This window comes from Marinimicrobium sp. C2-29 (assembly GCF_038419845.1).
Classification (GTDB): Bacteria; Pseudomonadota; Gammaproteobacteria; order Pseudomonadales; family Cellvibrionaceae; genus Marinimicrobium.
Genome location: NZ_JBCAQT010000015.1, coordinates 49,896 through 74,749, shown reverse-complemented (window position 1 = coordinate 74,749; position 24,854 = coordinate 49,896). Strand labels below are relative to the sequence as shown.

Genomic DNA, 24,854 nt, shown 5'->3' with positions numbered 1-24,854 from the left:
AGCCCCGGGCTAGCCGAAGAAAAACCGCTCCACAGCGGCGAAGACGCGAGCCCGGTAGGGCTCGCTCTCATTGACCAGCTGATGCCGGGCCCCTTCAATCATTTCCACCCTCACATTGGGGAGCTTGCGCCGGATCTGCATCAGGTTATAGCGCCAGTCCACCGTGCCGTCACGAGTACCCTGCACCACCAAGAGCTCATCCTCCCTCGGGCGCAGGCCGCGAAATCTCTGATCCCACGCGCGCATGGCTCCCACCCACTGCACGCTGACATACGCGTCCTGAAGGCCGTCGTGCCTGGCCAGAAACTCGTTGAAGTCCGGGTCGTGGGAGCTGTCGCTGAAGGCTCTGGGGACGCGTTTCACCCAGTGTCTGAGCAGGGTGTGTAACCACTTACTCAGCCCCCAGGCCCGGGGCAAGACCAGCGGCGCACAGAGGGCAATGCGACCGGTCGGCTCCGAGCCGTACCGCCACAGATGATTGAGCAGCACCGCTCCGCCCATGCTCTGCCCCAGGGTATAACGGGGGCCGGAGAGCACCGGCTCGGCCCGGCGCAACAGCGCCGCCAGCACATCGGCGTAGCGATCAAAGTCATCGATGGCCAGCCGCTCGCCCGAGCTCAGGCCGTGACCGGGCTGGTCGTAGGCGAGCACCGTCAGGCCGTGAGCCAGGCCAAAACGCACCACCTGGCCATAGAGCCCGCTGTGATCGAAGTAGCCGTGCACAATGATCAGTGTGCCCTTGGGCTCGGGGGGGCGCCAGTAATGCACCAGAATGTCATACCCCACCAGCGAGACGCGGCCCAGTGCGCGCTGTACACCCGGGGTGTCCTCCGCGACAGGCAGTAAATAATGATCGAGATAGGCGCGGACACCGGAACTGACCGGCGACTCCAGGTCTTTCTGAAGATCGAAGGTCAGCTCCGGCAGCGCCTCGGGCAGGTCGGAAAAATCGGGTCGGGTCACAGACTGGGCTCCTACTCACGTATGAGCCCAGTCTATCAAAGCTTGGCGCTTAATCCTCTCCCTGGGTTGACCAGGCCTGTAAGGCGCCCGATACATACACCAGCGGCGCATTCCAGTTGATGGTGACCTCGTTGGTGGAATAGCTGCACCAGTCATCCAGGTAGGCTTTGGCGATGGCGTCGTCCCCGGCCGGGTAATCGTTGCCCTGGTTTTCGCAGTCGGCCGGATAATCGGTATTGGGCCCGCCCACAACAAAGCCCGGCACCGGCGCCTCGACCTCATCCGCGTAGGAGGCACGGTGATGGGGGTCCATCGGCGTTTTGTCACCATAGCCGGTCACGTAGGAGTAGCCAGTGGGATTGCGGCCCAGGATATAGTCCAACAGCGACTGGGCCGCGTCCCGGTGATCCTCATCACCGGACAGCCGGTAGCCCTGCAGGAGCATCATGGCCCGGTTGAGGGCATTGCTGTTGCTGCCCCAGTAGAAGTCACCCGTGCCCATGGGCACCCGGTAGGCGGAACTGGACCAGCTGTTGGCCAGGCTGTCCGCCAGGCCAGTAATACGATTGTTGATCTGCGTCAGATCGGCCGCACCAGTCAGACTGTCCCGATGGAACGCCAGAGACATCCAGGCCAGACCGCGGCTGTCGGTCCAGCCGGGCACCCAGATATCGATGCCCCGCTGCTCGAATGCCTCGTAGTAGCTGTCATCATTGGTGGTGATATAAAGCTCGGCGGCCGCCCAGGCAAAGTTGGAGGGAATATTGTTGCCTCCGTACTCGCCGGTCGAAACGTCATCGGGATTGGTGAAGGCCTCGTTCGGGTTGGCCTCCGCCCAGCTCCAGGCTGACTCCGCCGCCGAGAGCATCTGTGCCGCCAGTTCGTCCTCGCCCAGGCCCTTCCAGATACGGCTGCCCTGGGCCATCACGGCGGCAAAGTTCAAGGTGGCCGAGGTGCCCTTGCCAATCACGTAACGCTGAGCGTCAGCCTCATGGGGCATGACCGCCCCGGCAAAGTTCAGGGTGGTGAGCTTGTGGTAGACGCCGCCATCCTCATCCTGCATATCCAGCATCCAGGCCAGGTTCCACAAGGCCTCATCCAGAATATCCGGCCACTGGTCTCCGCTTTCGGGAATATTCACATCCCGGGCGGCGTAATAGTCGGGAAAATGCTCGTAGGCCGCCAGCAGGGTGTAGGTGGAGATGCCGGAGTTGACCACATACTTGCCAAAATCCCCGGCGTCGTACCAGCCCCTGGGAGCGGATATTTCGTCATCGGCGGAACGCGATCCGTCTTCAGCGGAGGAGTGAATCCGGACCACATCATCCGGGTGCCCCAGCGGACGGGCGTAATCACCGGCGTGGGTTTCTTCCAGTTCGATACTGGCGCGGTTGAAGTAATAAGCCTTGAGCGCGGCGGCATTCAGCTCGGTATAAACTTCCGAGTCCACGGAAAAGACCGGGGAGTCATCCACCCCTTCGATCCGGACCCGGTATTCGCCGGGCTCAACCAGCGCGGAAAAATCCGCCAGCTTGACCGACTCGCCCGCCGGAGCCCAGTTGGCCGCAGCACTCAGCTCGCCGGTGTGTACCTCGGAATCGGTCTGAGCGTCGATGATACTGAAGTTTTCGGCCGCCACATCGGGAATCACCGCCCATTTGCGCCCGTCCGGCAGAAAGCCAAGTTGGTTCAGGCGGATGCCACCGGCCAGCTCGCCGTCGTTCTCCGAATCCTCTTGATCCTGCTGGTCCTCGCCATCATCAGCGTTACTGTCATCTTCAGTGTCGCTGTTATCGTCCTCATTGGGCTCACCATCGGTGGGGTTGGATGGTGTTTCCATATCGTCGGCGTCGCTGCCGGATGAGCCGCAGCCGGTCACCAGAAACAGGCAGAGGGTGGCCGAGACCAGTAGCGCCCAGGCTTTGGAGATTGACCGGGTCATTGCACTTACCATGGTAACTCCTGACATATTATGTGATTATTATTTGGCCCAGAAAGGGGACCGTTTCCCACGCTGAGTATACCCATTATGGTCATAAAGACAAACAACCGGCCGTCACCGCAATACGCGGTTTACGGCCCGTCTGCGCAGCGATACCGGAACCGAAACCCCTGAAATGTGCCCAGTTAACAGGGTATACTAACCAGAATAATACGACGGCCCCGAGACCTCATGAAAGACTATATATTCAACATTCACGACGTCATTCTTCTGATGACCGTCGCCGAGAGTATACTGCTGGCACTGCTTCAGGCCGCAATGCCGGCCGAAAAACGACTCTACGGTCGGCTTCTCAGCGCCTTCCTTCTGGTGATCGCCACGGCCTCGGCCACCACGCTTATACTCTGGAACGACCAGGTCCATATTTCTCCGACCATCGATCACTACTGGATCCCCTATTTCCTGATGACCGCGCTGATGCTCAAGGGCCCTGCGCTTTACCTCTATGTTACCTCCATTACCAAGGCCGACTTTACCCTCAAGCCCATACACGCACTGCACCTATTACCGGCGCTGCTGACCATTCTGGTCATGGCGGCGTTCGCGATCGACAGCAATGACCTGCGCCACATCTGGAATATGGGCGAATCCCAGCCCGAAACGCTGGTGACCCGGCTGTGGGATGCCGCCAAGCTGACGCCACTGGCCTATTCGTTTGCCGCCGTTGTTCTGGCACAGCGCTATCAGGCCACCCTCAAAGACGAATACTCACATTTTTCCAATACCGAGCCCCGCTGGTTGAATGTGTTGACTCTGGGCTTCTTCGCCAGCTGGTGCTGGACCACCATGGTCCACATACTCGCGAAGTACACCACTCCGGAGACAGCGGACTATCTGGGTATTGCCGACAACTACATTACCTTCATCCTGATCAACGGCCTGTTTACCTACAGCCTCGTGTACGCCCACAAGCTGCTGACAACCCGGCCCGAGGAAACCCGCGCGCACTCCGAAGAGAAACCCTCCGACTCGGCCATTGACCGGGTACGCAAGGCCATGGAGGTCGACAAGGTGTACCTGAAGCACAACCTGAACATCGAGCAGTTCGGTGCGCACCTGGAGTTGCCGGTCAAGGACGTTTCATCGGTCATCAACAAACACTTTGGCACCAACTTCTTTGAGTTTGTTAACTCTTACCGGGTAGAAGAAGCCAAGCGATTGTTGTCCGACCCCGGGATGGCCGACAAAACCATTCTGGACATTCTGCTGGACTCGGGCTTCAACAGTAAGTCGGCCTTTCATCGTTTCTTCAAACGCCTTGCCGGTATGTCGCCGTCGGAATACCGCAAAGAGAAAGGTGTCGAACACAAACAGGCGAAGCACTGAAAGCAGCGGAGCTTGCCCGCCCGGCGGTCAAGGAGGCCAGGGCCGGCACCAGTGTATTATTGACCCAGGTATCAAACACGGAGAAATTCAGTGTCGCCGGACCATCCTCATAGAGCGTGAACTCATTCTGAACGCCACCGGTAGCCTGAAACATCCTCAGCGTCTTCATCAACCCAGGCACAACCTTACATATTATGTGACCATTATTTGGCCCGGAAGGGGGGGGGGCCGTTTCCCACGCTGAACACACCCATTCTGGTCATAAAGACAAGCAAGCGGCCGTCACCGCAATACGCGGTTTACGGGCCATCTGCGCAGCGTTAACGGAACCGAATCCCCTGAAATGTGCCCAGTTAACAGGGTCGACTTTACGCTCAAGCCCATACACGCACTGCATCTCTTACCGGCGCTGCTGACCATTCTGGTAATGGCGGCGTTCACGATCGACAGCAATGACCTGCGCCACATCTGGAATATGGGCGAATCCCAGCCCGAAACGCTGGTGACCCGGCTGTGGGATGCCGCCAAGCTGACGCCACTGGCCTATTCGTTTGCCGCCGTTGTTCTGGCACAGCGCTATCAGGCCACCCTCAAAGACGAATACTCACATTTTTCCAATACCGAGCCCCGCTGGCTGAATGTGCTGACCCTCGGTTTTTTCGTCAGTTGGAGTTGGACCACGATGGTCCACATACTCGCGAGGTACACCACCCCGGAGACTTCGAACTATCTGGGTGTTGCCGACAATTACATTACCTTCATTCTGATCAACGGCCTGTTTACCTACAGTCTCGTGTACGCCCACCAGCTGCTGACGACCCGGCCCGAGGAAACCCGAGCGCACTCGGAGGAGAAACCCTCCGACTCGGCCATTGACCGGGTACGCAAGGCCATGGAGGTCGACAAGGTGTACCTGAAGCACAACCTGAACATCGAGCAGTTCGGTGCGCACCTGGAGTTGCCGGTCAAGGACGTTTCATCGGTCATCAACAAACACTTTGGCACCAACTTCTTTGAGTATGTTAACTCTTACCGGGTGGAGGAGGCCAAACGGTTATTGTCCGATCCAGAGATGGCCGACAAAACGATTCTGGATATTCTGTTGGACTCTGGCTTCAACAGTAAGTCGGCTTTTCATCGTTTCTTCAAACGCCTCGCCGGGGTATCCCCGTCGGAATACCGTAAAGAGAAAGGTCTCGAACACTAACAGGGGAAGCACTGAAGCCCGGGGCAATTGCCCGTCTGGAGGGAAGGATAGTGTCCTCCGGGCGGGCAACGACCGCAAGGCCAGGTCTGTGGAACAGGTGTCCCTTCGACCCAGCGGCCGCTGCCGCTGCCGCTGTTGCTTAGCGTCCGGCGCTGCGCAGCAGAACAACCCAATCCTCTGTGGCCCGGCTCGGTGGATTTCCCAGATTGACCACCTCACCGCCCTGCACCCGGGACACGCTTCCCGACATCAGGTCGCCACCGGACACCGGGTTGTACCAATGAACCTCGAAGTCGGTGCCCAGTCCGCTCAGATCAATCTGATACTGCTCCGTGCCGTTGGGGAAATACACGGCGTACACTTCGCCGCTCTGGGCGAGACAGAAAGCGCCCTCCTGAGGCACCAGATCGTGTGCCGGCTCCATTTTCCACCAGGGCAGGTAATCCTGGAAAAAGTCCATGGCGTGCCGGGTCAGAGTCCACAGTTCGTCCCGCAGACGCCAGTTCTCGGAGGTCAGATCGTTGTGGGGGACCTTGGCACCGAAATACCATTCCACCCCGGCGGCCCCGGATAGCAGCGTTCCCCAGAGCACATCACCGCGCAGGCTCGGGTGGCCCGGATCATTTTCGTCGGTGTCGGCCCCGGTGTGCCACATACCAATCTCATCCATGGTGATCAGCCAGCGCTGACCGGCCTGCGTTGAGCGCTCTCTCCACTTCATGACCACCTCATAGGCGTGACGCCGTTCGTGCGCCTGAAGTGACAGGCCGTCCAGCCCCTCGAAGCCCAGCAGGGGTTCAACCACGGGCTCACGGGTGCCCACTTCCGCATGGGTGTGAAGGACCACCGGGTTCTGGTAGGGGTCCGCCTGCTCAAAAAAGCGGATCATGGCTTTGCGTTGTTCGGTGTTTTGCGCCGGCGGTGACCACTCAGCGTAACCGTTCTCTTCGCCCAGATTCCAGATCAACCCGAGATGGTGGCCAAAGCGGGCGATCAGCTCCTGGTAGTACAGGGTGCGCATTGGGCCGACATTACCGTCATCCAGCAGCCTCTCATTTTCGGTTTCCTGCGTGACCAGGTGGATGAGAATGCCCCGGTTCTGCATATGTTGAAACAGCTGTTCCCATTGCGCCAGTTTGCTCACATCAAAACGGGTGAAGTCCTCCGGGCCGGAATAGGGCCACACATCTTTGCCGTCGCCTTCAATGTTCATCGTCAGAAAATACAGCGAATTCATGCCCTTCCCGGCGAGGTAATTGACAGCGCCAAAGATCGACTTACCGGTGCCCTCTCGCAAGGTGGGATCGCCCGAGTGCCAGTCTTGCCGATGCGCTTCGTAATGATGCAGTTCGCTGTCAGCGCTCGCTTCCCCCTCGCGAGCCGTCGTTTCAACCCGGTAAGTGCCATCAAAACCTTCGTAGGCGAGAAAGTTCTCCGGGCTGTTAGTACCGCCCTTGAGCCAGTACTGGTCGGTACCGGGGAAGTAAAAATAGCCATTGTTCACCGAGAGCCGGCCCAGCGCGCGAAAGTCCGGCGCTTTCTTGTCGCTGGCTTCAATCATAAATTGGCCGGTGGCGTTGTTGAGTGGCACGCGGTCACCGGACCCTGAGCCGAGCGCGATTTCATCACCCCGCTCAAGTCGGGCGCGGTACTGCCACTCGCCGGTCTCCGGGGCTCTGAACTTCACCTGCCAGATATTGCCCGCATCGGCGCCACTGGCTTCCGCCTGTCCATCGGCGGCATAGTAGCCACGCACGGGATATTCCTGGCCGTCATGGGTAAAGGTGACGATGAGGCGGTAGTTCAGAAAGGGGTTGTCCGCGTCCTGCTCAGAGGTTTCGGGCCCTTCAAAATTGAGGGTGACACTGTGCCATTGTTTATGGACAGGAAAATCGCTGGCGGTGCTTGCGGCCGGGTTGTTCCCGGTAGTGGCTGGCGGTTGCTCCTGATTGTTATCCGAGCAGCCGACGAGCAAGCCCAACCCCAGAATGCATGTCCCAATGGCCAGGCATCGAGTACTGCGTGTCAGGTAGTGACCGATCATATTGCCTCCAATGTATTTATATCATTTTGTTTTAGCCTACCGGTAGGGTCGGCTGACAAACGTCCAAGGCCAGCAAAAAGCCGCTCCCGAAGAGCGGCTTTTTTGGTGAACGCAGCGTTCGCTGCTACTCGGCCAGTTCCCAGCGAATATTATCGAGCCGGAAGGCGACATTGCTTTGTTGCTCCGCCACTGGCCACAGGCTGAAAGGCGTGTTCACACGGCTCATGATGAAGCCCGAGCCCGAGGTCAGATCGGCGATGGATACGCTCACCGTATGCCATTCACCGTCGTTCTGCAGGGGCACCGGCAACTCATTCGACGTGCAGGGATAGATACAATCGGCTTTCACCAGAAAGCCATCGCTGTTGTTGCCGGCATTAACCACCTTGAGATCGAACACCAGGTTACCCCCGGCGTAGGCACTCAGATCCTGGGGATCGGAGGACTGAATGAACATGGTTCCGAAGCCACCAGCGCCAAACGCCACTTCCAGAACATCGCCGCGTTCACCATCGTTGACAAGGGTGGAGGTGATGCTTTGGCCATCCTGAACATAGAAGTCTACGCCAGGATCGGACCAGGTGTCGGCCAGGCTACCATCAACAAAGACGTCAACCGCTTCCGTGCCTTCCGGAGCCGTACCGTCGAGTTTGGGCTTCACGCCGCAGGATTCACCGAAACAGGTCAGTCGCACATTGTTCAGCTGAACATGGGCTGTACCGCTGACCGCCTCGAGAACGAAAGGTGCCACTATATTGCTGTAGTTTACGGATCCTGCCGGGTCGGTGTGCGCAACGAAATCAGACAGCCGCACTGAGACACTCTGCCACACGCCAGGATCGGGCAGGTCGATTTCCCTGGAGCTGACATTCGGCCAGGTACTGTCCAGCTTGACCAGAAGAGACGCGTCCTCACTGGCCTCAATGACCCGCATATCAAACGTGATGCCGCTGAGCTCTTCATTCACGGAGAAGGTCAGACCATCCTCAACATAATCGACCCCACTCATATCGCCCGACAACAGGAAGATGTTGCTCAGGCCGTTGAACTGCACATCCCAGACCGTTTGCGCATCGAGCTCCAGCGCCGTATCCACCACCAGGTTGCCACCGGTTTCCTCCCACTGGGCGGGTACCAGTGTATTACTGACTTCGGTATCAAACACGGAGAAGTTCAGTGTCGCCGGACCATCCTCATAAAACGTGAACTCACTCTGAGTACCGCCGGTACCCTGAACATCCTCAGCGCCTTCATCAATCCAGGCACACCCTTTCCCGGTATCGGGATCGACACTGCACTCATAGACGCGGACGTAATCCACGACCATTTCCTGCGGAAAGCTGGTGGCCTCATCCGGAGCACCGGGCCAGTTGCCGCCCACAGCGACGTTCAGAACCAGGTGAAACATTTCATCGAACGGCGAAGCCGTATCACCGGTCTGGAAGCCTTCGTCCTGCCCTTGCCAGGCAAGCGTAAACCAGTCATCCGAGGTTTGGGTTGCGAAGTGCACGTCGTCCACATACCAACGGATTTCACCTTCTTCCCATTCAATGGCGTAGGTATGGAAGTTATCCCATATAGGGTCAGCCGGTGTAAAGCTGGCACCACTGTAGAAGTTGTTGGGCCAGGGGCGGCCGTAATGCAGGGTGCCATGGATCTCGTTTTCGCCACTGGCGTTGGTATTCACCGCCTCAAAGATATCGATCTCGCCACTGAGCGGCCAACCGCCGTAGACATTCTCGGTAGGCAGCATCCAGATGGCGGGCCACAGGCCCTGCCCCTGAGGCGTTTTGGCGTTGATTTCGATACGACCGTATTGCCAGTCCGCCTTGTTTTTGGTGCGCAGACGGGCGGAGGTATAGTCACGGGTGACCGAGGCATCATCCGGGTTGTAAGCCGGGTCATCATCAAAGACGCCGGGACCGCTGAAGCTTTCCTGACGGGCGACAATGTGCAGATGCCCGTCTTCGACGTAGCTGTTCTCTTCCCGCGCGGTGTAGCATTGCAACTCATTGTTGCCGCCTCCAGCGCAGTTCACCTCGTGAGACCAGTTGTCGGTATTGATCGAATCGCCATCAAACTCGTCACTCCAGACCAGGGTCCAGTCTTCACTGAGTGCGCCCGGAGCGCTGCTTGAGCTGTCACTGCTGGATGAAGAGCTGGAGGAACTGACACTACTGCTGGAATTATTCGGGGAATCGTCCGAGTCGCTGCCACAACCTGCCGCAAGCAGCACCATACCCAAGCCGATTACTGGGTAGTTCACTGTTTTCATAAACACCTCTTTATTGTCATTAGAATTGTGTTGCCCCCGGGCGACAGCAAGCGGTCCCGGGGGCATCAGCCGACGCTTAAATTGTCGACGTTACGGGCATAGTCCTTGCCCCTGGTAATCCATTTCCAGTCGAACGTTGTACAGCTTGATCTGTAGGGGGCCTTCAGTCGTCATATAAAAAGGCGACAGCACCATGGAAGGATCCACGCCCGCCTCAACCAGACAGCTCAGGTCAACCGACAGTGTCTGCCAACCCTCATCTTCAGCCTCCGTAAGCCACTCGGTCACATCTACGCTGGCAAGACAGTCCTGCCCGCAACGCATACCCAGTGACACCTCAGCAGCGGGCGCTTTGATGACACTGACGTCGACACGCAAGTGGGCTTCGCTGGCATAGGCGCTCAGGTCGGCACGCCCCGGAGAACGCAGGGCCACCTCGGCCGGGCCTGTTCCGGTCCAGCGCACCGCGCGGCTGTCTTCCTGCACCTGTCGGTCAACGGACTGGATTTCGATGCCGGGAAGCTTCGCACCGCTGCCTGTGACAACCCGGGCACGCTCGGTGACATCGCTGAGCACCCATTGCCAGGGCTCCATCGGACGGTTATCAAACAGTGGCAATACGGTCTGCGCTTCGGATTCCGACAACCCGCTCTCTTCTGACAACGGTGCCAGGTCGCCCTCGTCCGCGTACGTCAGCCCATGGCCGTAGGCGAATAACGGAGTCTGGCCATCGCCGCGATTCAGCGGCGTCTGGTCGGCGCGGGCGGGCCAGGAAAACGAGAGCTTTCCGATAAAGTCGTGGCGCGGCTGCCCTTCTGCATCGGCCACCAGGACATCGGCAACGCCGGCCCCCTCGGAGCCCGGCAGCCAGGCCACCACAAACGCATCCGAGGCGTTGATCTCCGGGTTGACCCAGAGAGGACGACCGGTCAGAAATACCGAGACAACGGGAATCCCATCCGCACGTAGCCGCTTGAGAAGAGCCAGATCACTGTCGGGCTCGTAATCCACATCCGCACGATCGCCCTGCATTTCCGCGTAGGGATCCTCGCCAAAAACGACAATGGCAACGTCCGGTTTCTGACTGAAGTTACCTTCCACGTCCAGCTCGACAGAGCCTCCGGCCGACTCGACCGCTTGGGCAATACCGTCATAGATCGAGGTGGCCCCGGGGAAATCCTCTTTCTCGTTACCGGTGCCCTGCCAGGTCAAGGTCCAGCCACCGGACTGCTTGCCGATATTGTCCGCTCCATCGCCGGCGACCAGCAGATGCGAGCTCGGGTTCAGCGGCAATATCTGATTCTGGTTTTTGAGCAACACCAGGCTTTCGCGTACCGCCTGACGGGCCACCGCACGATGCGCGTCAGCACCAACCAGATCGTCGCGCCCGGCATAGTGGCGCTCCGACGGCGTTCCCTTCTCAAACATGCCCGCACGGAATTTGACCCGCAGTATGCGACGCACAGCATCATCCAGGCGCTCTTCAGAAATTTCACCGGACTCCACCTGTGCAACGGTATTGGCGTGCAGAGCTCGCCACTGATCCGGTACCATGAAGATATCCAGACCCGCATTGACCGCTTGGGGGCAGGAGTCCTGACGGCAACCATCGACAAATTCGTGCCCGTTCCAGTCACCCACGATCAGGCCATCAAAGCCCATGCGCTGCTTCAGCACGTCATTCATCAGGTAGCCGTGTCCGTGCAGCTTTTTGCCCTGCCAACTGCTGAAGGAGGCCATTACCGTCTGCACGCCGGCGTCCAGAGCACCGAAATAGCCGGGGCCGTGGACATCGCGCAGTTCGGTTTCAGGGAAGGTGGCATCACCGCGATCGATACCGCCTTCGGTGCCCCCATCGGCGATGTAGTGCTTGGCCGTTGCCAGCACCCGGCCCGGCCCGAAAAATTCGTCTGTGTTGGGCGCGCCCTGCAGCCCTTCGACCATGGCCTTGCCGTAATCGTAGAGAATCTCCGGATCTTCCGCGTAGGCCTCATAGGTCCGGCCCCAGCGATCATCCCGGGCAACGGCCAGAGTCGGGGCAAAGTTCCAGTCCAGACCGGTGACGGCCACTTCCCGTGCGGTAACGGTGCCGATCTGACGGATCAGGTCCGGGTTGCGGGTGGCGCCCAGACCGATGTTGTGAGGGAAGAGGGTCGCCCCTTTGACATTGTTATGGCCGTGCACGGCGTCCGTTGCCCAGACAATGGGAATGGCGGCAAATCCATCGCTGTCGTCCATGGATGCCTCATAGAAACCATCGGCGAGGGCCAGCCAGTCATCGGCCGTGGCATTCTTGTCGCCGCCGGGGAAAGAGCCACCGCCATTGAGGACAGAACCCAGGTGGTAGCGTTTGACGTCATCAGGCGTGACATTGCGCAGCTCGGGCTGAATCATCTGGCCCACTTTTTCCTCGACAGACATACGTGCCAGCAAGGCTTCAATGTCCGCCTCGTAGGCACCCGGATTCTCGAGCGGGGTCGGATGCTCAGGCCAGAGCGTGGCGCCGGAGCTGCTTTCGGATGGATTGTTGCTGGTCGGGCCGTTGCACCCCACCAGCACCGCCAGTGTCAGAGGGACCCAGAGGGTCAAGGGTTTCTTCATTGTCGATCTCGCTGTTATTCGTATGGGGGAAAAAAGGCCCCGGGGTCGCCCGCGCGGAGCCAAGCTTTTTCAAGGAGAGTTCAGAGCGACGCCTGACAGCCCATGCCAGAAGACCACGTCGTTCGATAACCCGGACAAGTCCCACGCTCGTCCGTGATGCCATTGTTGACCGGTGGCCGGAAGGGGTCGTCCCACTTTGAGGACGGATGGAAAGGTGGTGTTTGCCACTTTGCAGTGGCGCTGACCGGGCAAAGGTGGGACTCGCACGCCCGCTGGTTGCGGGCGGTTACACTTAGGTGGAATAGTGGTCAGTGATCCTGCAGGTGGCGCATGATATTGACGAAACTGTCCACCCAGTAGCGCTCGGGGTGCGCTGCCAGGTGCTCCAGCAGTGCGGTATGAGCCTCCCGGGAGACCGACAGATAGTCACCACCGACACCGTGGAAGGTAAAGTTGGCCATGGTGCCCCGGCGCGCCGCCTCTTCAACCACCGCGATCAGCTCCTCACCGGACACCTCCGAGGGCACCGCGACGGTAATACCGAAGCGGTCCAGTGACTCCATCGAGGGCGTCACGCCGCCCGCACCAATGGCTTTCGCCCCCAGGAAGAGCGGCTTCACGGGTGTCAGATAGTCCCTGTCGCCCACCTGCACATCACCACAGGGGGGCGTGTAAGTCCGCTCGGTTTCACCGTCGACCAGAAACAGAAAATCGTTGGCCAGCGCGACCTGCTCGGCAAATGCCTGCACCGGGACCTGACTCAGATCCCGGTGAGGCGCCACCCAATCGCGTCCCGGACGCTGCTTGTCACACTGATGGAACAGCGAGTGGTTGCCCAGCTCGTGCCCCTGTGCGGCCGCTGCGCGCCACTCTTCCAGACGCTCCAGGAGTAACGGCGCGGCTGCCGGCACATAGAAGCTGCCCCGAAAACCGTGGCGGTTCAGGTCGGGAACCACGTAATCCAGCTGCGAGGCGAGGGCATCATCATAAGCAAGATTGACCGCCGCTCTGGCACCACCGGGCCAGGTGGACGACTCTGCCGTGACAGACAACGGCAAGCACAATAACAACAGCCCCATGAGCCCGCAGGCCCGGAAACGCAGATTCTTCATAAGCAATAACCGGTAATGAAGTACAGACTGAAGGCGGCACGAACTCTTGCGGCGGCGGGCGCGAAAGAAGCCCGCGCAACCTCTCGGTCCTACCACCAGAAATTGATCAGAATATTGAGCGGACCAAAGGCTTCCACGTTGTGCCACCAGTGACGGGGCAGGTAGAGAGCATCCCCCGGCTCCAGGTCGGCCACCTGCGCCGTTTCCAGAGCGCGGGTAAAGCGGGGAAAGCGATCCAGGTCCGGCGCGCGCAGGTCTACCAGGCTGATCGGGCGGCCTCCGGGCGTATGCGGCGTATCCGCGATATACAGATTTTCTTCCTGGTCCGGGGGAAACAGGGTGAAGCGCCGTCGACCCGCCGCGACACAGGCGATGTTCTCGGGCGCATCGTTGTGCGTGGCGACCCGCGTGGAGTTGCCCATCCACAGGTTAGGGATCACGTCCGGGGAAATACCCGGCAAGCGGCACACCGCTTCCAGCCCCGGAAGATATTCCGGAATTGAAGTGGAACCCACGTAAAAAGCGGCCGGCCTGGCTTTCCCGGACTGCGAGGCAAGGATGGACAGCGCATCCGGAAGATAGCCCTTCATGCGAGTAAAGTTGAAGCCACTCAGGTCCTGTGAATAAAAGAGCCTTCCCTGCTCCCTGGGGTCGGCAATCATCGCTTCGAGCGGCTTGCCAGCATCGAAGGGCAGCAGATAACGGGCTACGGCCTCGGGTGACCGTCGTGCGGCATCAACAATGGGCCAATGGCTCGCATACCCTTTGAGCAACACCGGTTGTTCCGGCGGGGCCTGCTCAAAGTCGGTGCGCAGGGCCTTCTCCCGGCTCCAGCAGACCACCTTCCGGGCTCCTGGTGTTGCCGGCTGATTGCTTTCGGTTACATCAATGGAAACAGTCATGGGGCATCAAAATCCAGAAACAGGTTGGCAGTCAATCGTCCAACGGCCGGATCGGTGCTCAGATCACGGTCGGCCTGAATCAATCCGCTGTGGAACAGGCTCCCCGGGTAAATCAGCAATCGGTCCGGTCGGTAGTCCACCTCGTGAATCATCTCGAAGTGCGCATCACTGCCCTGACAATAGCGCGCCGGAGGAGCACCGTGCTCGCGCATATGCCGCTCGGCCTCGCCCACAAAATGCTCAAACCGCTCATCCGTGATTCGTTCATAACCGGTCGGCCTGTGGCGAAAAAACCCAGTGCCCCCAAAGGGGCCCGGATTCAGGTAGTGCATGATGGCAAAGTAGAAGCCTCGGCGTGTGTCATAATGAGGAACACGCTGGAGCACGGCCAATTCGGACTCGGGCGTTGTCACCAGTGAATACAGCTGGTGGATACAACGCCCCCGGAAATGCTCTGGCACCTTGTACACTTCGCGAATCAACGGTTCCAGCCGGGATAAAACCCAGCGTCCATAATCTGCAGGCAGGTTAGCGCGAACGCCGGGGTAACCTGCCTGTCCTTCGCTCGAAAACGGTGCCCACTCACAGGCAACCCGTTTCAATGTTTCCAGGTCACCGAGCACATTGTCCAATACGATCACCGGCGTCTGCTCGGCGCCGATACGGACGATCTGCGCTTCGGCATTCAGAATGGCATAATCGGACTGCGCTGTTGCCGCCATAAGCGTCTCTTAACTGTTGGCTGCCTGGGCCATGGGCATTTTGCAATAGTAGTCGATAAACGCCTGGTGCGATGGCAACTTGGCGACCAGCTGCTCGGTGGACTGACGGAGCTTCTTCAGAAAGTCCGCCAGCTCTTTTTCGGTCATCACATCGGCCATCGGGTGATAGGCCTTGGGGATGATCCCCTGCCCCATCATTACCTGGATCCAGGACTCTTCGCCAAACAGCTCGTTTTCAATTTTGAACACCCGGGCCGAATCGCTGAACAGGTCAATCCGTTGCCGCAGCGCGGCCGGAATCTCCATCTGCTTGCAGTACCGCCAGAAAGGGGTGTCCTCCCGTTCGGTGACTTTGTAGTGCATGATAATAAAGTCACGAATACGTTCGACTTCGAGCTTGGTCTGCTGGTTGAATTCATCAATGTCCGACTGAACCATCTGCCCGCTGGCGGGAAACAGCTGGACAAACCGGACCAGACTGCGCTGAATCAGGTGAATGCTGGTGGATTCCAGCGGTTCGAGGAAACCACTGGCCAGGCCCAATGCCAGGCAGTTTTTCACCCAGTGTTTGCGCCGGGTACCGGTACGGAACTGAATCGGTTTTGGGTCGGTAATCGGCGCCCCTTCCAGATTGTTCAGTAGAGTTTCCCGGGCCTGCTCATCGCTCATATAACGACTGGAGTACACGAGGCCATTGCCTACCCGATTCTGCAGCGGAATGCGCCATTGCCAGCCGGCATCATGGGCCATGGAGCGGGTGTAGGGAATCGGCTCGCTCACCGCTTCGGTCTGTACCGCCAGGGCGCGATCGCAGGGCAGCCAGTGCGACCAGTCGTCAAAGCCGGCGTGCAGTGACTGCTCGATCAGAAGCCCGCGAAACCCGGTACAGTCGATAAAGAAGTCACCCTCGACCTGCTGGCCCGAGGCCAGGGTCAGCGACTGAATGTCGCCATTCTCCGGATTGAGATTGACCTGTTCAATTTTGCCTTCCACCCGCTCAACACCGAGTTTTTCACTGCGTCGACGCAAAAACGCCGCATAGCGCCCCGCGTCCATATGGTAGGCGTAGTTCATCCGGCCATTGGGCAGCACCGCAAATTTGTTTTTGTGCGAGGCCAGCAACTCAGCGCAGTAGTCGCCGTAGTCGTAATCGATTCCCTTGGCCTTCCCCGCCAACCAGAAATGCAGGAAACTGCAGGCCCAGCAATCTTTGCCGGCGTAGCCAAAGGAGTGAATGTACTTGTGACCTTTTTCCCGCCAGTTTTCAAACGAAATGCCCAGTTTGAAGGTACCGTTCACCTCGGCAAGAAACTCCCGCTCATCTATATCCAACATTTTGTGGAAGGTCATCAATGGCGGAATGGTGGCCTCGCCCACGCCTACGGTCGGAATATCATCGGATTCCACCAACTTGATATCGAGATTCTTTCCGAGCGTCTGCGACAGGAGTCCGGCTGCCATCCAGCCGGCGGTTCCGCCCCCGGCAATCACTATGCGTTTGATGCTTTCAGTCATGCTTACCTCGGCTCACTTTGAGCGAATCGTGTCTACACGGTATGGAGGCCGTGCTGGCGAATATGATTTAACAGGGTCCGGTTATCCGGCAACCCCTGCAGGAGTTTTCGGGTCTCCATCCCGTTCTCGTGAAAAGCGGCGTGCGCGCCCGCTCCGGATTGTCGTACCCGTCTTTCCAGCCCGGCCGTGGCGGTATGGTCCGGACGCATCCCGTAAAGAATGTACTGGTAGCTGGCGGAGGGAAACAGTTCTTCCCGATACAGGCTGTCACAGGTCCAGGGGCTACGGGAGCGCCAAAGCAATAGTTGCTCGGTCAATTCATCCGGTACGCTTTCCTCGGCGCGATGATCCCGCCAGTAGTCGGAATCCTCCCGCGCACTGAGCACATAGTGCAACTTCAGAAAACCGATAATGTTGTCCCAGTGGCGGCTGAAGCGCTGATTGAAACGGCGGGAGACCACCGACATTTCCTCCCGATTTTCCGGCATTTGCTGTACCAGGAACTGGGCCGAGCGCTCCACCAGCACCAGGGCGGTGGCTTCCAGTGGTTCAATGAATCCTGCCGACAAGCCGATCGCCACACAGTTGTTCTGCCAGAAGCGTTGACGATGGCCCGGATCAAAACGGATCAATCTCGGTGACAGGTCACTCAGCCTCGCGCCTGAATCGGTGTTCTGCACATAGGCCGCCAAACGCTCATGCACGCTGTCTTGATCAATATGATGAGAAGAGAAGACCGCACCGACGCCGCGTCGGGTAGGCAGGGCAATATCCCAGATCCAGCCCTCCGCGTGGGCGGTGCTCAGGGTTTGTGACGCAATCGGGCTCTGCTCCGTGGAATAAGGCACCTGAACCGCCAGGGCCGAGTCATTAAACAGTACGGAGCGCTGACTGACCCAGGGCACCTGATAGTGCTGACCGAGCAGGCGCGACGCCATACCGGTGCAATCGATAAACAGATCACCGGCCAGCGTCTCGCCGGACTTCAGGTGCAGGTGCTTGATATCGCCATTGTCCAGGGATTGGACCCCGGTCACTTCGCCCAGGTGATGAACCACGCCCAGGCGCTCCACGCAGTGGCGTTGCAACAGACGGGTAAACTTGCCCGCATCCAGGTGGTAACCGTAGTTCAGGTTAAAGGCGTATTCCGGGGTGGCGAGCTGCTTGGGCGCCCGCCCCTGATCACAAGCCGCCGACTGCGGGCTGACCGCATAAGCAAAGGGTATATCACCACCCGCCTGCAACCAATGCTCCGCCAGATTGAGCCGACCATATTGGGCCGGAAGCGTAAACGGGTGATCGTACCGCTCGCCCTCACCACGGCACCAGTTCTGGAAACGCGAGCCCTGCTTGAAACTGACATCGCACTCGCGAATGAATTCGGTCTCGGACAGACCAATGCTCCGCAAGGTCTCCAGCATCGAGGGCCAGGTTCCCTCGCCGACGCCCACGGTGGGAATATCCGGCGACTCCAGCAGCGTGATCCGCCTATTGGGGCGAGGGTCCAGCCGCATGTCCGCCGCGAGCAGGCCCGCCGTCAACCAGCCGGCTGTGCCTCCACCGACAATGACAATCTGGTCGATGGCGCTATTGCTGGCGCTCATGATCGTTCCGCGATTTACGCTCAATCAGGGTGGGCATTTTCCCCATGGACGCCATCGTCATATAGATGGGCTCCAGGAAGCCGAGCTCGTGCAATCGGGCAATCTGTTCGCCACTCAGGGCTTTGAGGCGGTCTTCCTGAACGGTATAAAACCCCATCAACTGGCCGCTCGTGCCATCCTCCAGGGTAATGTCCATGGTCACCGGTTCCAGCAGCTTCAGTTCAACCAGTGTGTCGATAAAGGCCAGGTCGTGCTGATGCCAGACGTGGATCGCCTCCAGCATTCCGGAGACGCGATCAAGGTAATCGGTATTGGCGCCGTGCTCTTCAAAGAGTCTGGGCCCCGTTTCGGTGTTGACTTTGGGATGGTCCACATCGATGTGCATCATGCGGCGCGGCTCGTCGCCGTCATCGCCGGGATAGGTGCCGATGGAGAAAGGCACGCGCTGCATCATCAGGGGAATGTAACCGGCATCCCACCGGTCATCTTTGAGAAACAGGTTTTCACCCTGCTCCAGTCCAAACAGTGCAACTGAGAAGAAGCGCCCGCTGTTCGGATCTTTTTGAAACAATATGGGATAGTGCGCCTGTACGGCCCGAAACTCCGGGGAGAAAGTCTGGCCCCACATGACCGCATCACCGTATTCGCGGCGGAAGTGATTGTCCACACGCAGGTCACGGTGCTGCTCACTGTTGAGTAATACGGTTTTCACCTAAAGGCACCTCGTTCTTTGTGTTTATAGTAATAAACGATTCAGCTGGTCGTATGAGCTGAGACAGAAAAGCCGCCCAACAGCGGCGGCTTTCCTTGCATCAACCGGGTGGCAGTCTCTACGTATACCAGAGACTGCCACCCAATTCACCCACTCTCGCTTAGAAGCTGTAACGAGCGCCGATGTTGTAGCGAGCGTAGCCCTGGAAGAAGCCCAGAACCTGCTCGTTCGCACGACCGTAGTTACGACCGCTTTCTTCGGTGACATTCAGCCCCTCGAAGAACACGGACAGATTATCGGTCACATCGTAGCTGACGTTCAAATCCACCTGGCTGTATTCGTCCACGTAGATCGGGTTGTTGCCCGTTCCGGACGCGGTTGAGGCCAGGAAGGAGTCACGCCAGTTGTAGGCAATCCGCGCCTGCCAGCCGTCTTTTTCATAGAAGGCAATCAGGTTGGCGGTGTCACTGGCACCGGTAATGGCGAACTGCGGATCACGCAGCACCAGATTGTCAAACTCGGTGCTTTCCTCTACCAGAGTGTAGTTGGCAATCACACCAAATCCAGTATCCCAGAAGTTGTGCTGCACGGCCAATTCCCAGCCGTCAATATCGACGACCTCGTCAGAGTTGGCGGTTTCAGTGACATCAAACGGCGAATTGGGGTCTTCACCGGGAATACCGACAATCACGATATTACCGCTGTCGTTCATGTAGGCGGTTTCCGGATCGGCAAAGTTGTCGAAAATATACTGGCGAATGCCCCCGACATCATTCGGCTCAATGCCACTGTCGATTGCGGCTTGAGCGCGCTCGCCCATCGCCGGATGGGGCGTGTTTTCCAGCGGTGCGTCTTCACGCACTACGCGGGAACCCAGGAAGTTCTCGACCTCTTTCTGGAAGTAGCCCACAGACACATAGCTCGCTTCGCCATAGTACCATTCTGCCGAGAGATCGAAATTGTCGGACTTGAACGGTTTCAGGCCGGGGTTGCCGCGGCTTGCCGTGCCCCCGTTCACCCGGACGCCCTGGCTGTAGCTGGTGCCACCACGCAGATCCAACCAGTTCGGACGGGCAATGCTCTGGCCGTAGGAAGCGCGCACAATCACGTCCTCAACCACTTCCAGGCTCAGGTCCAGAGAGGGGAGCGTGAAGTCGTATTCACCGGAATCAGTGATAGGCTCTGCGCCACCCACTTTTGGCATGGTGAACTCGTTGGCGGCAACCCACTCGATCGGGCCGTAGCTCTGGGTGCTGGCCGGAGTGCTCACTTCTGTGGATTCATAGCGAACACCGGCATTCACGCCAAGCGGCATCTCGGCCACGTAGGTGTCCCAGTTGAACTGAACGTAAGCGCTATCCGAGTCTTCATAGATCTCATTGAACTCATCAGGAGCGACAGAACAGTAATAAGAACCGCCTTCAGCGCAGCTCGCCGGGCCGGAGCCGTCGTCATAATTCGCCGCGGCGAAATCACGCACGTCCTGGAAGTTGAACGCAAACCGCTCATTCAACGGCGCAGTGTTGGAGCCACCCAGGAACTCCATCTCTTCCGCTGTCGTCTCGGCGTATTCTTTGTCGAAGCGATCGAGGATGGTCTCGCGGGTAAAGAAGTCCGCCGGCATATCACCGGCTTCACCCAAACCGCCCCAGCTGTCACGCTGGACGTTAGAGAAGGCTGAACGATAATCGCTCTCGGTGCGGGCGATACCGAACTGCAGACGCATGGCATCGTTGAATTCCCACTCACCATCGAGCTGAATCTGGTCGATCTCGTGTTTCATCTGGCTGTTGCGGAAGAAACTACCGGAAACCTGCAGGTCTTCAGTACGCAGAGCACTACCGCCAGCGCCATCCACGATGTCCAGGATCAGAACCGGCATATCGCCCTTGACGTTCAACGTGGTCTGGTCGCGAATATAGGCAGAAGTCGCGATGCCGACACTGTTGCCGTAAGGGTTGTTGGGGCGGGCTTCTGCCTCAGAGCTATGCACATCCATAGACAGAGTCAGCGGCTCGATGGGATTCCACTCGGCATTGAAGCCGATGGAGTTGTTCTCGTAGAGCGAGGACTGCTCACCCACACCAAACGGCAGGTCGCCACCGTCCATGTTCTCCGAGTAGAGCAGCGGCGTCTGAACCGCGGGCGACTCATTGTCAGTGAAGATGGTGCTCTGACCACCGAAGTTGAACCAACCACCCACGTCGTTGTACTCGGAATCGATCTCGTTCTTGCTGTAGGTGTAGTCCAGGGTGGTGGTCAGGTCCTCATTCGGTGCAAATTGCAGAGTCAGCTGTCCGTTGGTCCGCTTGCGCTCAAACTCGGTAAAGGCATAGCCCATCTGCTGGGGCGTAGAGTAGACGTCTTCGGCCGCTGGCTGGTTGCGGTGGTTGCCGTTGGCGAAATCAATGCCGCCCCACTCATTGGTCACGCCAGGCTCGCCACTCCAGTCCTGCACCACGGTGCCCGGGAATGAGCGCCAGCCAGTGCCGATTTGCGCGGTAGCGGAACCACCCTGGCGCTCCTGGTAGCTGCCAGTGACCGCCACACCGAATTTACCGTCGGCGTAGGTGTCGGTAAATATACCCGAGATTTCCGGTGTCAGGCTGCTATCCACTGAGGAGTCATCGTAAACACCCTTGATGCCGACTGAGGCGCGGGAATCAAGCTCCAGCGGGCGCGGTGTCAGGATGTTGATGGTAGCACCCATGCCACCCGGAGGTACGTCAGCGCGGGCCGTCTTATAGACTTCAACGCCGGTCACACCTTCCGAGGCCAGGTTGGCAAAGTCAAAGGACCGTGAACCGGAGGCAGAGGTGGCATTGATGGTCGCGCCGGGCATCTGACGACCATTAAGGGTCACCAGGTTGAAATCGGGGCCCAGGCCACGAACAGTCACTTTGGCGCCTTCACCATCGCGACGGTTAATCGAGACACCCGTAATACGCTGAAGCGATTCAGCGAGGTTGGTGTCCGGGAACTTACCGATGTCTTCGGCGGAGATGGCATCCACAATACCGCGGGAGTCCCGCTTGATATCCATGGAGCGGGTCAGACTGGCGCGAATGCCGGTGACGACAATCTCCTCCAGCATCGCATCCTCAGCTTCCTGAGCGAGGGCGCCGCTGGTCATGCCCGTGAGCGCGGAGGACGCGACAATAGAGGCAATGAGCTTGCGCTTGAAACTGCTGTTGTTGGTCATATGCTAATCCTCAAACCGTTATAATTTTATAGGTGCTACCGATGCAGCCGTGATGGGTAGGCCGCTCAGTCAACACTATCCTCATGCCGCCACTTTGCGTCGTCCCACTTTGATGACACACCTCAAGGTGGCCAGTCTCACTTTACGATTTCTAAAGCGAGACGCCGGCTCAGCCCCCGTGTGCCGGCATTTTCAGGATTTCGAAGGCTCCCGGGTCCACCCTGAGCCGGACTCCGTCAGAGAAAGTCACTGTCCGTTCAGTGGTACTGAAATTGTAGACCAGATAAAGCGTATGAGCGTCGGACTCAAAGGCCAGTGCCGCCGGGTAATCGGCGGTCAAATCTCCTCGGCCGGAGCGCAGGTGCCCCAATTCGCGCCAGGCGTGGACCCAGTGATACGTATGCGCCCGTGTTTCGCCCTCTTCCGGCACATAGTCCGTTCCATGCGCGGCCAGATCCTCGAGTGCGGCCTCGGCGTCGGTCATGGCCCAGATATTCCACCAGACGTCCCGCCAGTGTCCATCCTTGAGCCCCGAGGGCTTGCCGTTGGCGGACTCCGACAGCCCCAGGGCGACGTAGTCCTGCAGATAATCCGGGTGCAAGCCGAGATGAAGCACCAGAGGGCTCAGGGGCAACCCCTGGATTCCGAGGATGTGGGCGCGGGCGTCGCTGAACCAGGTGGTGAAGACGTGACCCGCTCCCCAGACGATGGAGGTGGTGAGTTTGTCATAGGCCTCGGGGAAATTGTGGTGCACGGATGGACGCCCGCGATAGCCATCTATATCGTTCCAGTATTCCCAGAAAGTGGCGGCCGTCGAGGCCTGCAGGTAGACACCGCGCTCGACCAGGTCGGGCTGGTCGGTCACCAGGCCATAGAGCACCATGGCGCCATAGGCGGTCGCCGCCTCCGAGGTGGATTCGTTGTTATTGCCCAGCAGGTAGTTGGCGGAACCGGAGGCCCAGGAAAACCCGAAGGCCGGATCAAAGTGGCGAAGGTAGGGAAACTGGGGATCATCGCGCCCGGCCGCATAGTCCCGGATCAGCAGTTCGACCATCGGCCCCCAGCGGTCCTCGGCGCACCAGCCCGGGTCGACCCGGCAGATTTCGGCGGCCGCACGCACAAAATAACCGTAGTGAAAGTGGTGATCATTGAGGGCCTGGTGGGCGCCGAAGGATTCATCCACCCCCAACACCGTATTCCACAGGTCGTCGTACACAAAGTACCTGGACTCTTTGGACGGATCGGCGGTAAACCAGTCCTCCAGTTCGGACTTGAGCCAGTCCAGCAGCCGGTCCGCCTCGGACTTCAGCCCCTCTTCGCGGGCGATCAGCGCCAGTTCGGCCACTTTGCCGTAATTTTTGCCGGCGAAATAGGTATCGGTGGCGGAGTTCCACTCCTGCGGTGACCGGGCGAGGAAGTCACGAATCAGCGCGTGCAGGCGCTCGGGTTCATACTCGCCCAGCCCGGCCGGCAGCCCCGGCAGCACCCCCACATGGGGGAGCGAATAGTCAAAGCCGTCGGTTACCGCGAAACGTACCACCCCACGGGCACTGCGGGTTTTATAGTCCGTAAGCGCTTGCTCACTGTTTTTCCAGTGCAACGGTTGCAGCCCGGCCAGGGTTTCAACGGCTTCACCCTGATAGCGGTAGCGGTGCACCACCTTGACCTGGTAGGTCTGCGGGTCCACCTCATAATCCACCCGGACCTCGTCCACGGGTTGGCGGGCGTGGGCCAGAAAGTCCCGGATCATCTTTGCCGGGGGGCCACCCTCGGTCTCGGGCAGCCAGGTCAGGGTAAAGTGGCTGTTCCGGCTGGCGGCGATGATCTCCGAGCCGCTCTCACCGGTGAAGCGGGTCTCGCCGTGTCCGGTCAGCAGGAAGTGGTTTTTCTGCCCGGCGACATCGGTCCAGACCCCTAGGCTGTTGTCATCCCGGTAGAAAATGCCCTTGCGCTCACCATCGGCTTCCAGGGTACGCAACAGCAGATCCCCGCGGAACACACTGAGATAGACGTAGGGCGAGCCCTGTACAAAGGTGGCGGACATGACCGGTCGGTGGCTACTGCGCCATTCCACGGACACACTGCCATCACTGTGGTCACCCACGTAGGCATTCAGGCGCTCGAACTGATCATTGGCAATGGCGATACCGTCGAAAACCTCCTTCAGAGGTTCGGGAACCGGGTAAGTCACCCCCTTACCCTCAACCTGAAGGCCGGCCGGTATGCCCATCAGGCGCATGCCCCGCTCGGTGATGCGCGCCATCAGCGGATCTGGCGTGATATGACCCACCCCGTCGGGATCATCAATGGCGTGTTCACCGAAAAAGGTCGCATTGCCCCACCAGCGGTGGGCCATGGTGGGCTCCCGGGCCGCCGGCGCCGCCAACTGGGGCTGGCGCGGCTGCGGACGCAGGGCGCCGCTGCAGGAGGCGACCTGGGCGTGCACCACCCCGGCATTGGTCAACTCGGCTCCGCTCTTGTTGCGCTCGCACTGATAACTGCGGGAATGAACGCTGGCACTGACGGAACCGGCGCCGTGCTCATCCGGCGACCGACAGCCGCTCGCCAGCAGACACAACGCCAACATACTGATTGCTACTCTCACCCGGGACACGCCGCCCTCGCTGTTATTATCCATTATCGGTTCTGGAACCCACCGCCGGCAGA

The 24,854-nt window shown here is 59.1% G+C and carries 15 protein-coding genes; 2 read left to right on the top strand and 13 right to left on the bottom strand.

Going from position 1 to position 24,854, the window contains the following annotated elements; genetic code table 11:
• Nucleotides 1-9 precede the first annotated feature (9 nt).
• Both AAE484_RS14695 and AAE484_RS14690 read right to left on the bottom strand, forming a co-directional pair.
• The gene (locus AAE484_RS14695; RefSeq protein WP_341939174.1) at nt 10-963 is read right to left on the bottom strand and encodes an alpha/beta hydrolase; all 954 of its coding nucleotides are present in this window, start codon (nt 961-963) and stop codon (nt 10-12) included.
• Between the two features lie 49 nt (nt 964-1,012).
• Nucleotides 1,013-2,917, bottom strand: coding sequence for a glycoside hydrolase family 9 protein (locus AAE484_RS14690; RefSeq protein ID WP_341939173.1), 1,905 nt, complete (start codon nt 2,915-2,917; stop codon nt 1,013-1,015).
• A 219-nt stretch (nt 2,918-3,136) separates the two neighbouring features.
• Between AAE484_RS14690 and AAE484_RS14685 the strand changes: the two genes are divergently transcribed.
• Both AAE484_RS14685 and AAE484_RS14680 read left to right on the top strand, forming a co-directional pair.
• Complete coding sequence (locus tag AAE484_RS14685) at nt 3,137-4,291, top strand: AraC family transcriptional regulator (RefSeq protein WP_341939172.1); 1,155 nt, start codon at nt 3,137-3,139, stop codon at nt 4,289-4,291.
• 343 nt (nt 4,292-4,634) lie between these two features.
• Nucleotides 4,635-5,498: a helix-turn-helix domain-containing protein gene (locus AAE484_RS14680; protein ID WP_341939171.1), complete on the top strand. Its 864-nt coding sequence runs from the start codon at nt 4,635-4,637 to the stop codon at nt 5,496-5,498.
• A 139-nt stretch (nt 5,499-5,637) separates the two neighbouring features.
• Here the strand turns inward: AAE484_RS14680 and AAE484_RS14675 are convergent, their stop codons facing one another.
• From AAE484_RS14675 to AAE484_RS14625, 11 genes are all read right to left on the bottom strand, one after another.
• Entirely contained in the window at nt 5,638-7,542 is a 1,905-nt protein-coding gene (locus AAE484_RS14675; protein WP_341939170.1) for a DUF5060 domain-containing protein, read from the bottom strand.
• A 124-nt stretch (nt 7,543-7,666) separates the two neighbouring features.
• Nucleotides 7,667-9,817 (bottom strand): glycoside hydrolase family 16 protein, encoded by a 2,151-nt coding sequence (locus tag AAE484_RS14670; RefSeq protein WP_341939169.1) that lies wholly within the window; start codon nt 9,815-9,817, stop codon nt 7,667-7,669.
• Nucleotides 9,818-9,907: 90 nt separating this feature from the next.
• Entirely contained in the window at nt 9,908-12,418 is a 2,511-nt protein-coding gene (locus AAE484_RS14665; RefSeq protein WP_341939168.1) for a glycoside hydrolase family 3 N-terminal domain-containing protein, read from the bottom strand.
• A 308-nt stretch (nt 12,419-12,726) separates the two neighbouring features.
• Nucleotides 12,727-13,530, bottom strand: a complete 804-nt coding sequence (locus AAE484_RS14660) for a polysaccharide deacetylase family protein (RefSeq protein ID WP_341939167.1) — start codon at nt 13,528-13,530, stop codon at nt 12,727-12,729.
• Between the two features lie 89 nt (nt 13,531-13,619).
• Nucleotides 13,620-14,432, bottom strand: a complete 813-nt coding sequence (locus tag AAE484_RS14655; protein ID WP_341939166.1) for a cupin-like domain-containing protein — start codon at nt 14,430-14,432, stop codon at nt 13,620-13,622.
• Nucleotides 14,429-15,154 (bottom strand): DUF6445 family protein, encoded by a 726-nt coding sequence (locus AAE484_RS14650; protein ID WP_341939165.1) that lies wholly within the window; start codon nt 15,152-15,154, stop codon nt 14,429-14,431. The genes AAE484_RS14655 and AAE484_RS14650 overlap by 4 nt, the downstream gene beginning before the upstream one ends.
• Nucleotides 15,155-15,163: 9 nt before the next feature.
• A complete protein-coding gene (locus tag AAE484_RS14645) occupies nt 15,164-16,669 on the bottom strand; it encodes a tryptophan halogenase family protein (protein ID WP_341939164.1) in 1,506 nt (501 codons plus the stop codon).
• Nucleotides 16,670-16,701: 32 nt separating this feature from the next.
• The gene (locus tag AAE484_RS14640) at nt 16,702-18,273 is read right to left on the bottom strand and encodes a tryptophan halogenase family protein (RefSeq protein ID WP_341939163.1); all 1,572 of its coding nucleotides are present in this window, start codon (nt 18,271-18,273) and stop codon (nt 16,702-16,704) included.
• Nucleotides 18,257-18,985 (bottom strand): SapC family protein, encoded by a 729-nt coding sequence (locus AAE484_RS14635; protein ID WP_341939162.1) that lies wholly within the window; start codon nt 18,983-18,985, stop codon nt 18,257-18,259. The genes AAE484_RS14640 and AAE484_RS14635 overlap by 17 nt, the downstream gene beginning before the upstream one ends.
• A 160-nt stretch (nt 18,986-19,145) precedes the next feature.
• Nucleotides 19,146-22,187, bottom strand: coding sequence for a TonB-dependent receptor (locus tag AAE484_RS14630; RefSeq protein WP_341939161.1), 3,042 nt, complete (start codon nt 22,185-22,187; stop codon nt 19,146-19,148).
• A gap of 169 nt (nt 22,188-22,356) precedes the next feature.
• Nucleotides 22,357-24,825: a glycosyl hydrolase gene (locus tag AAE484_RS14625; RefSeq protein WP_341939160.1), complete on the bottom strand. Its 2,469-nt coding sequence runs from the start codon at nt 24,823-24,825 to the stop codon at nt 22,357-22,359.
• Nucleotides 24,826-24,854: the final 29 nt, after the last annotated feature.

Coding starts and splice junctions, on each gene's coding strand:
- AAE484_RS14670 (WP_341939169.1), bottom strand. CDS start 9,817: ATGAAAACAGTGAACTACCCAGTAATCGGCTTGGGTATGGTGCTGCTT.
- AAE484_RS14665 (WP_341939168.1), bottom strand. CDS start 12,418: ATGAAGAAACCCTTGACCCTCTGGGTCCCTCTGACACTGGCGGTGCTG.
- AAE484_RS14630 (WP_341939161.1), bottom strand. CDS start 22,187: ATGACCAACAACAGCAGTTTCAAGCGCAAGCTCATTGCCTCTATTGTC.
- AAE484_RS14645 (WP_341939164.1), bottom strand. CDS start 16,669: ATGACTGAAAGCATCAAACGCATAGTGATTGCCGGGGGCGGAACCGCC.
- AAE484_RS14675 (WP_341939170.1), bottom strand. CDS start 7,542: ATGATCGGTCACTACCTGACACGCAGTACTCGATGCCTGGCCATTGGG.
- AAE484_RS14625 (WP_341939160.1), bottom strand. CDS start 24,825: ATGGATAATAACAGCGAGGGCGGCGTGTCCCGGGTGAGAGTAGCAATC.
- AAE484_RS14690 (WP_341939173.1), bottom strand. CDS start 2,917: ATGGTAAGTGCAATGACCCGGTCAATCTCCAAAGCCTGGGCGCTACTG.
- AAE484_RS14655 (WP_341939166.1), bottom strand. CDS start 14,432: ATGACTGTTTCCATTGATGTAACCGAAAGCAATCAGCCGGCAACACCA.
- AAE484_RS14685 (WP_341939172.1), top strand. CDS start 3,137: ATGAAAGACTATATATTCAACATTCACGACGTCATTCTTCTGATGACC.
- AAE484_RS14640 (WP_341939163.1), bottom strand. CDS start 18,273: ATGAGCGCCAGCAATAGCGCCATCGACCAGATTGTCATTGTCGGTGGA.
- AAE484_RS14680 (WP_341939171.1), top strand. CDS start 4,635: ATGTGCCCAGTTAACAGGGTCGACTTTACGCTCAAGCCCATACACGCA.
- AAE484_RS14660 (WP_341939167.1), bottom strand. CDS start 13,530: ATGAAGAATCTGCGTTTCCGGGCCTGCGGGCTCATGGGGCTGTTGTTA.
- AAE484_RS14650 (WP_341939165.1), bottom strand. CDS start 15,154: ATGGCGGCAACAGCGCAGTCCGATTATGCCATTCTGAATGCCGAAGCG.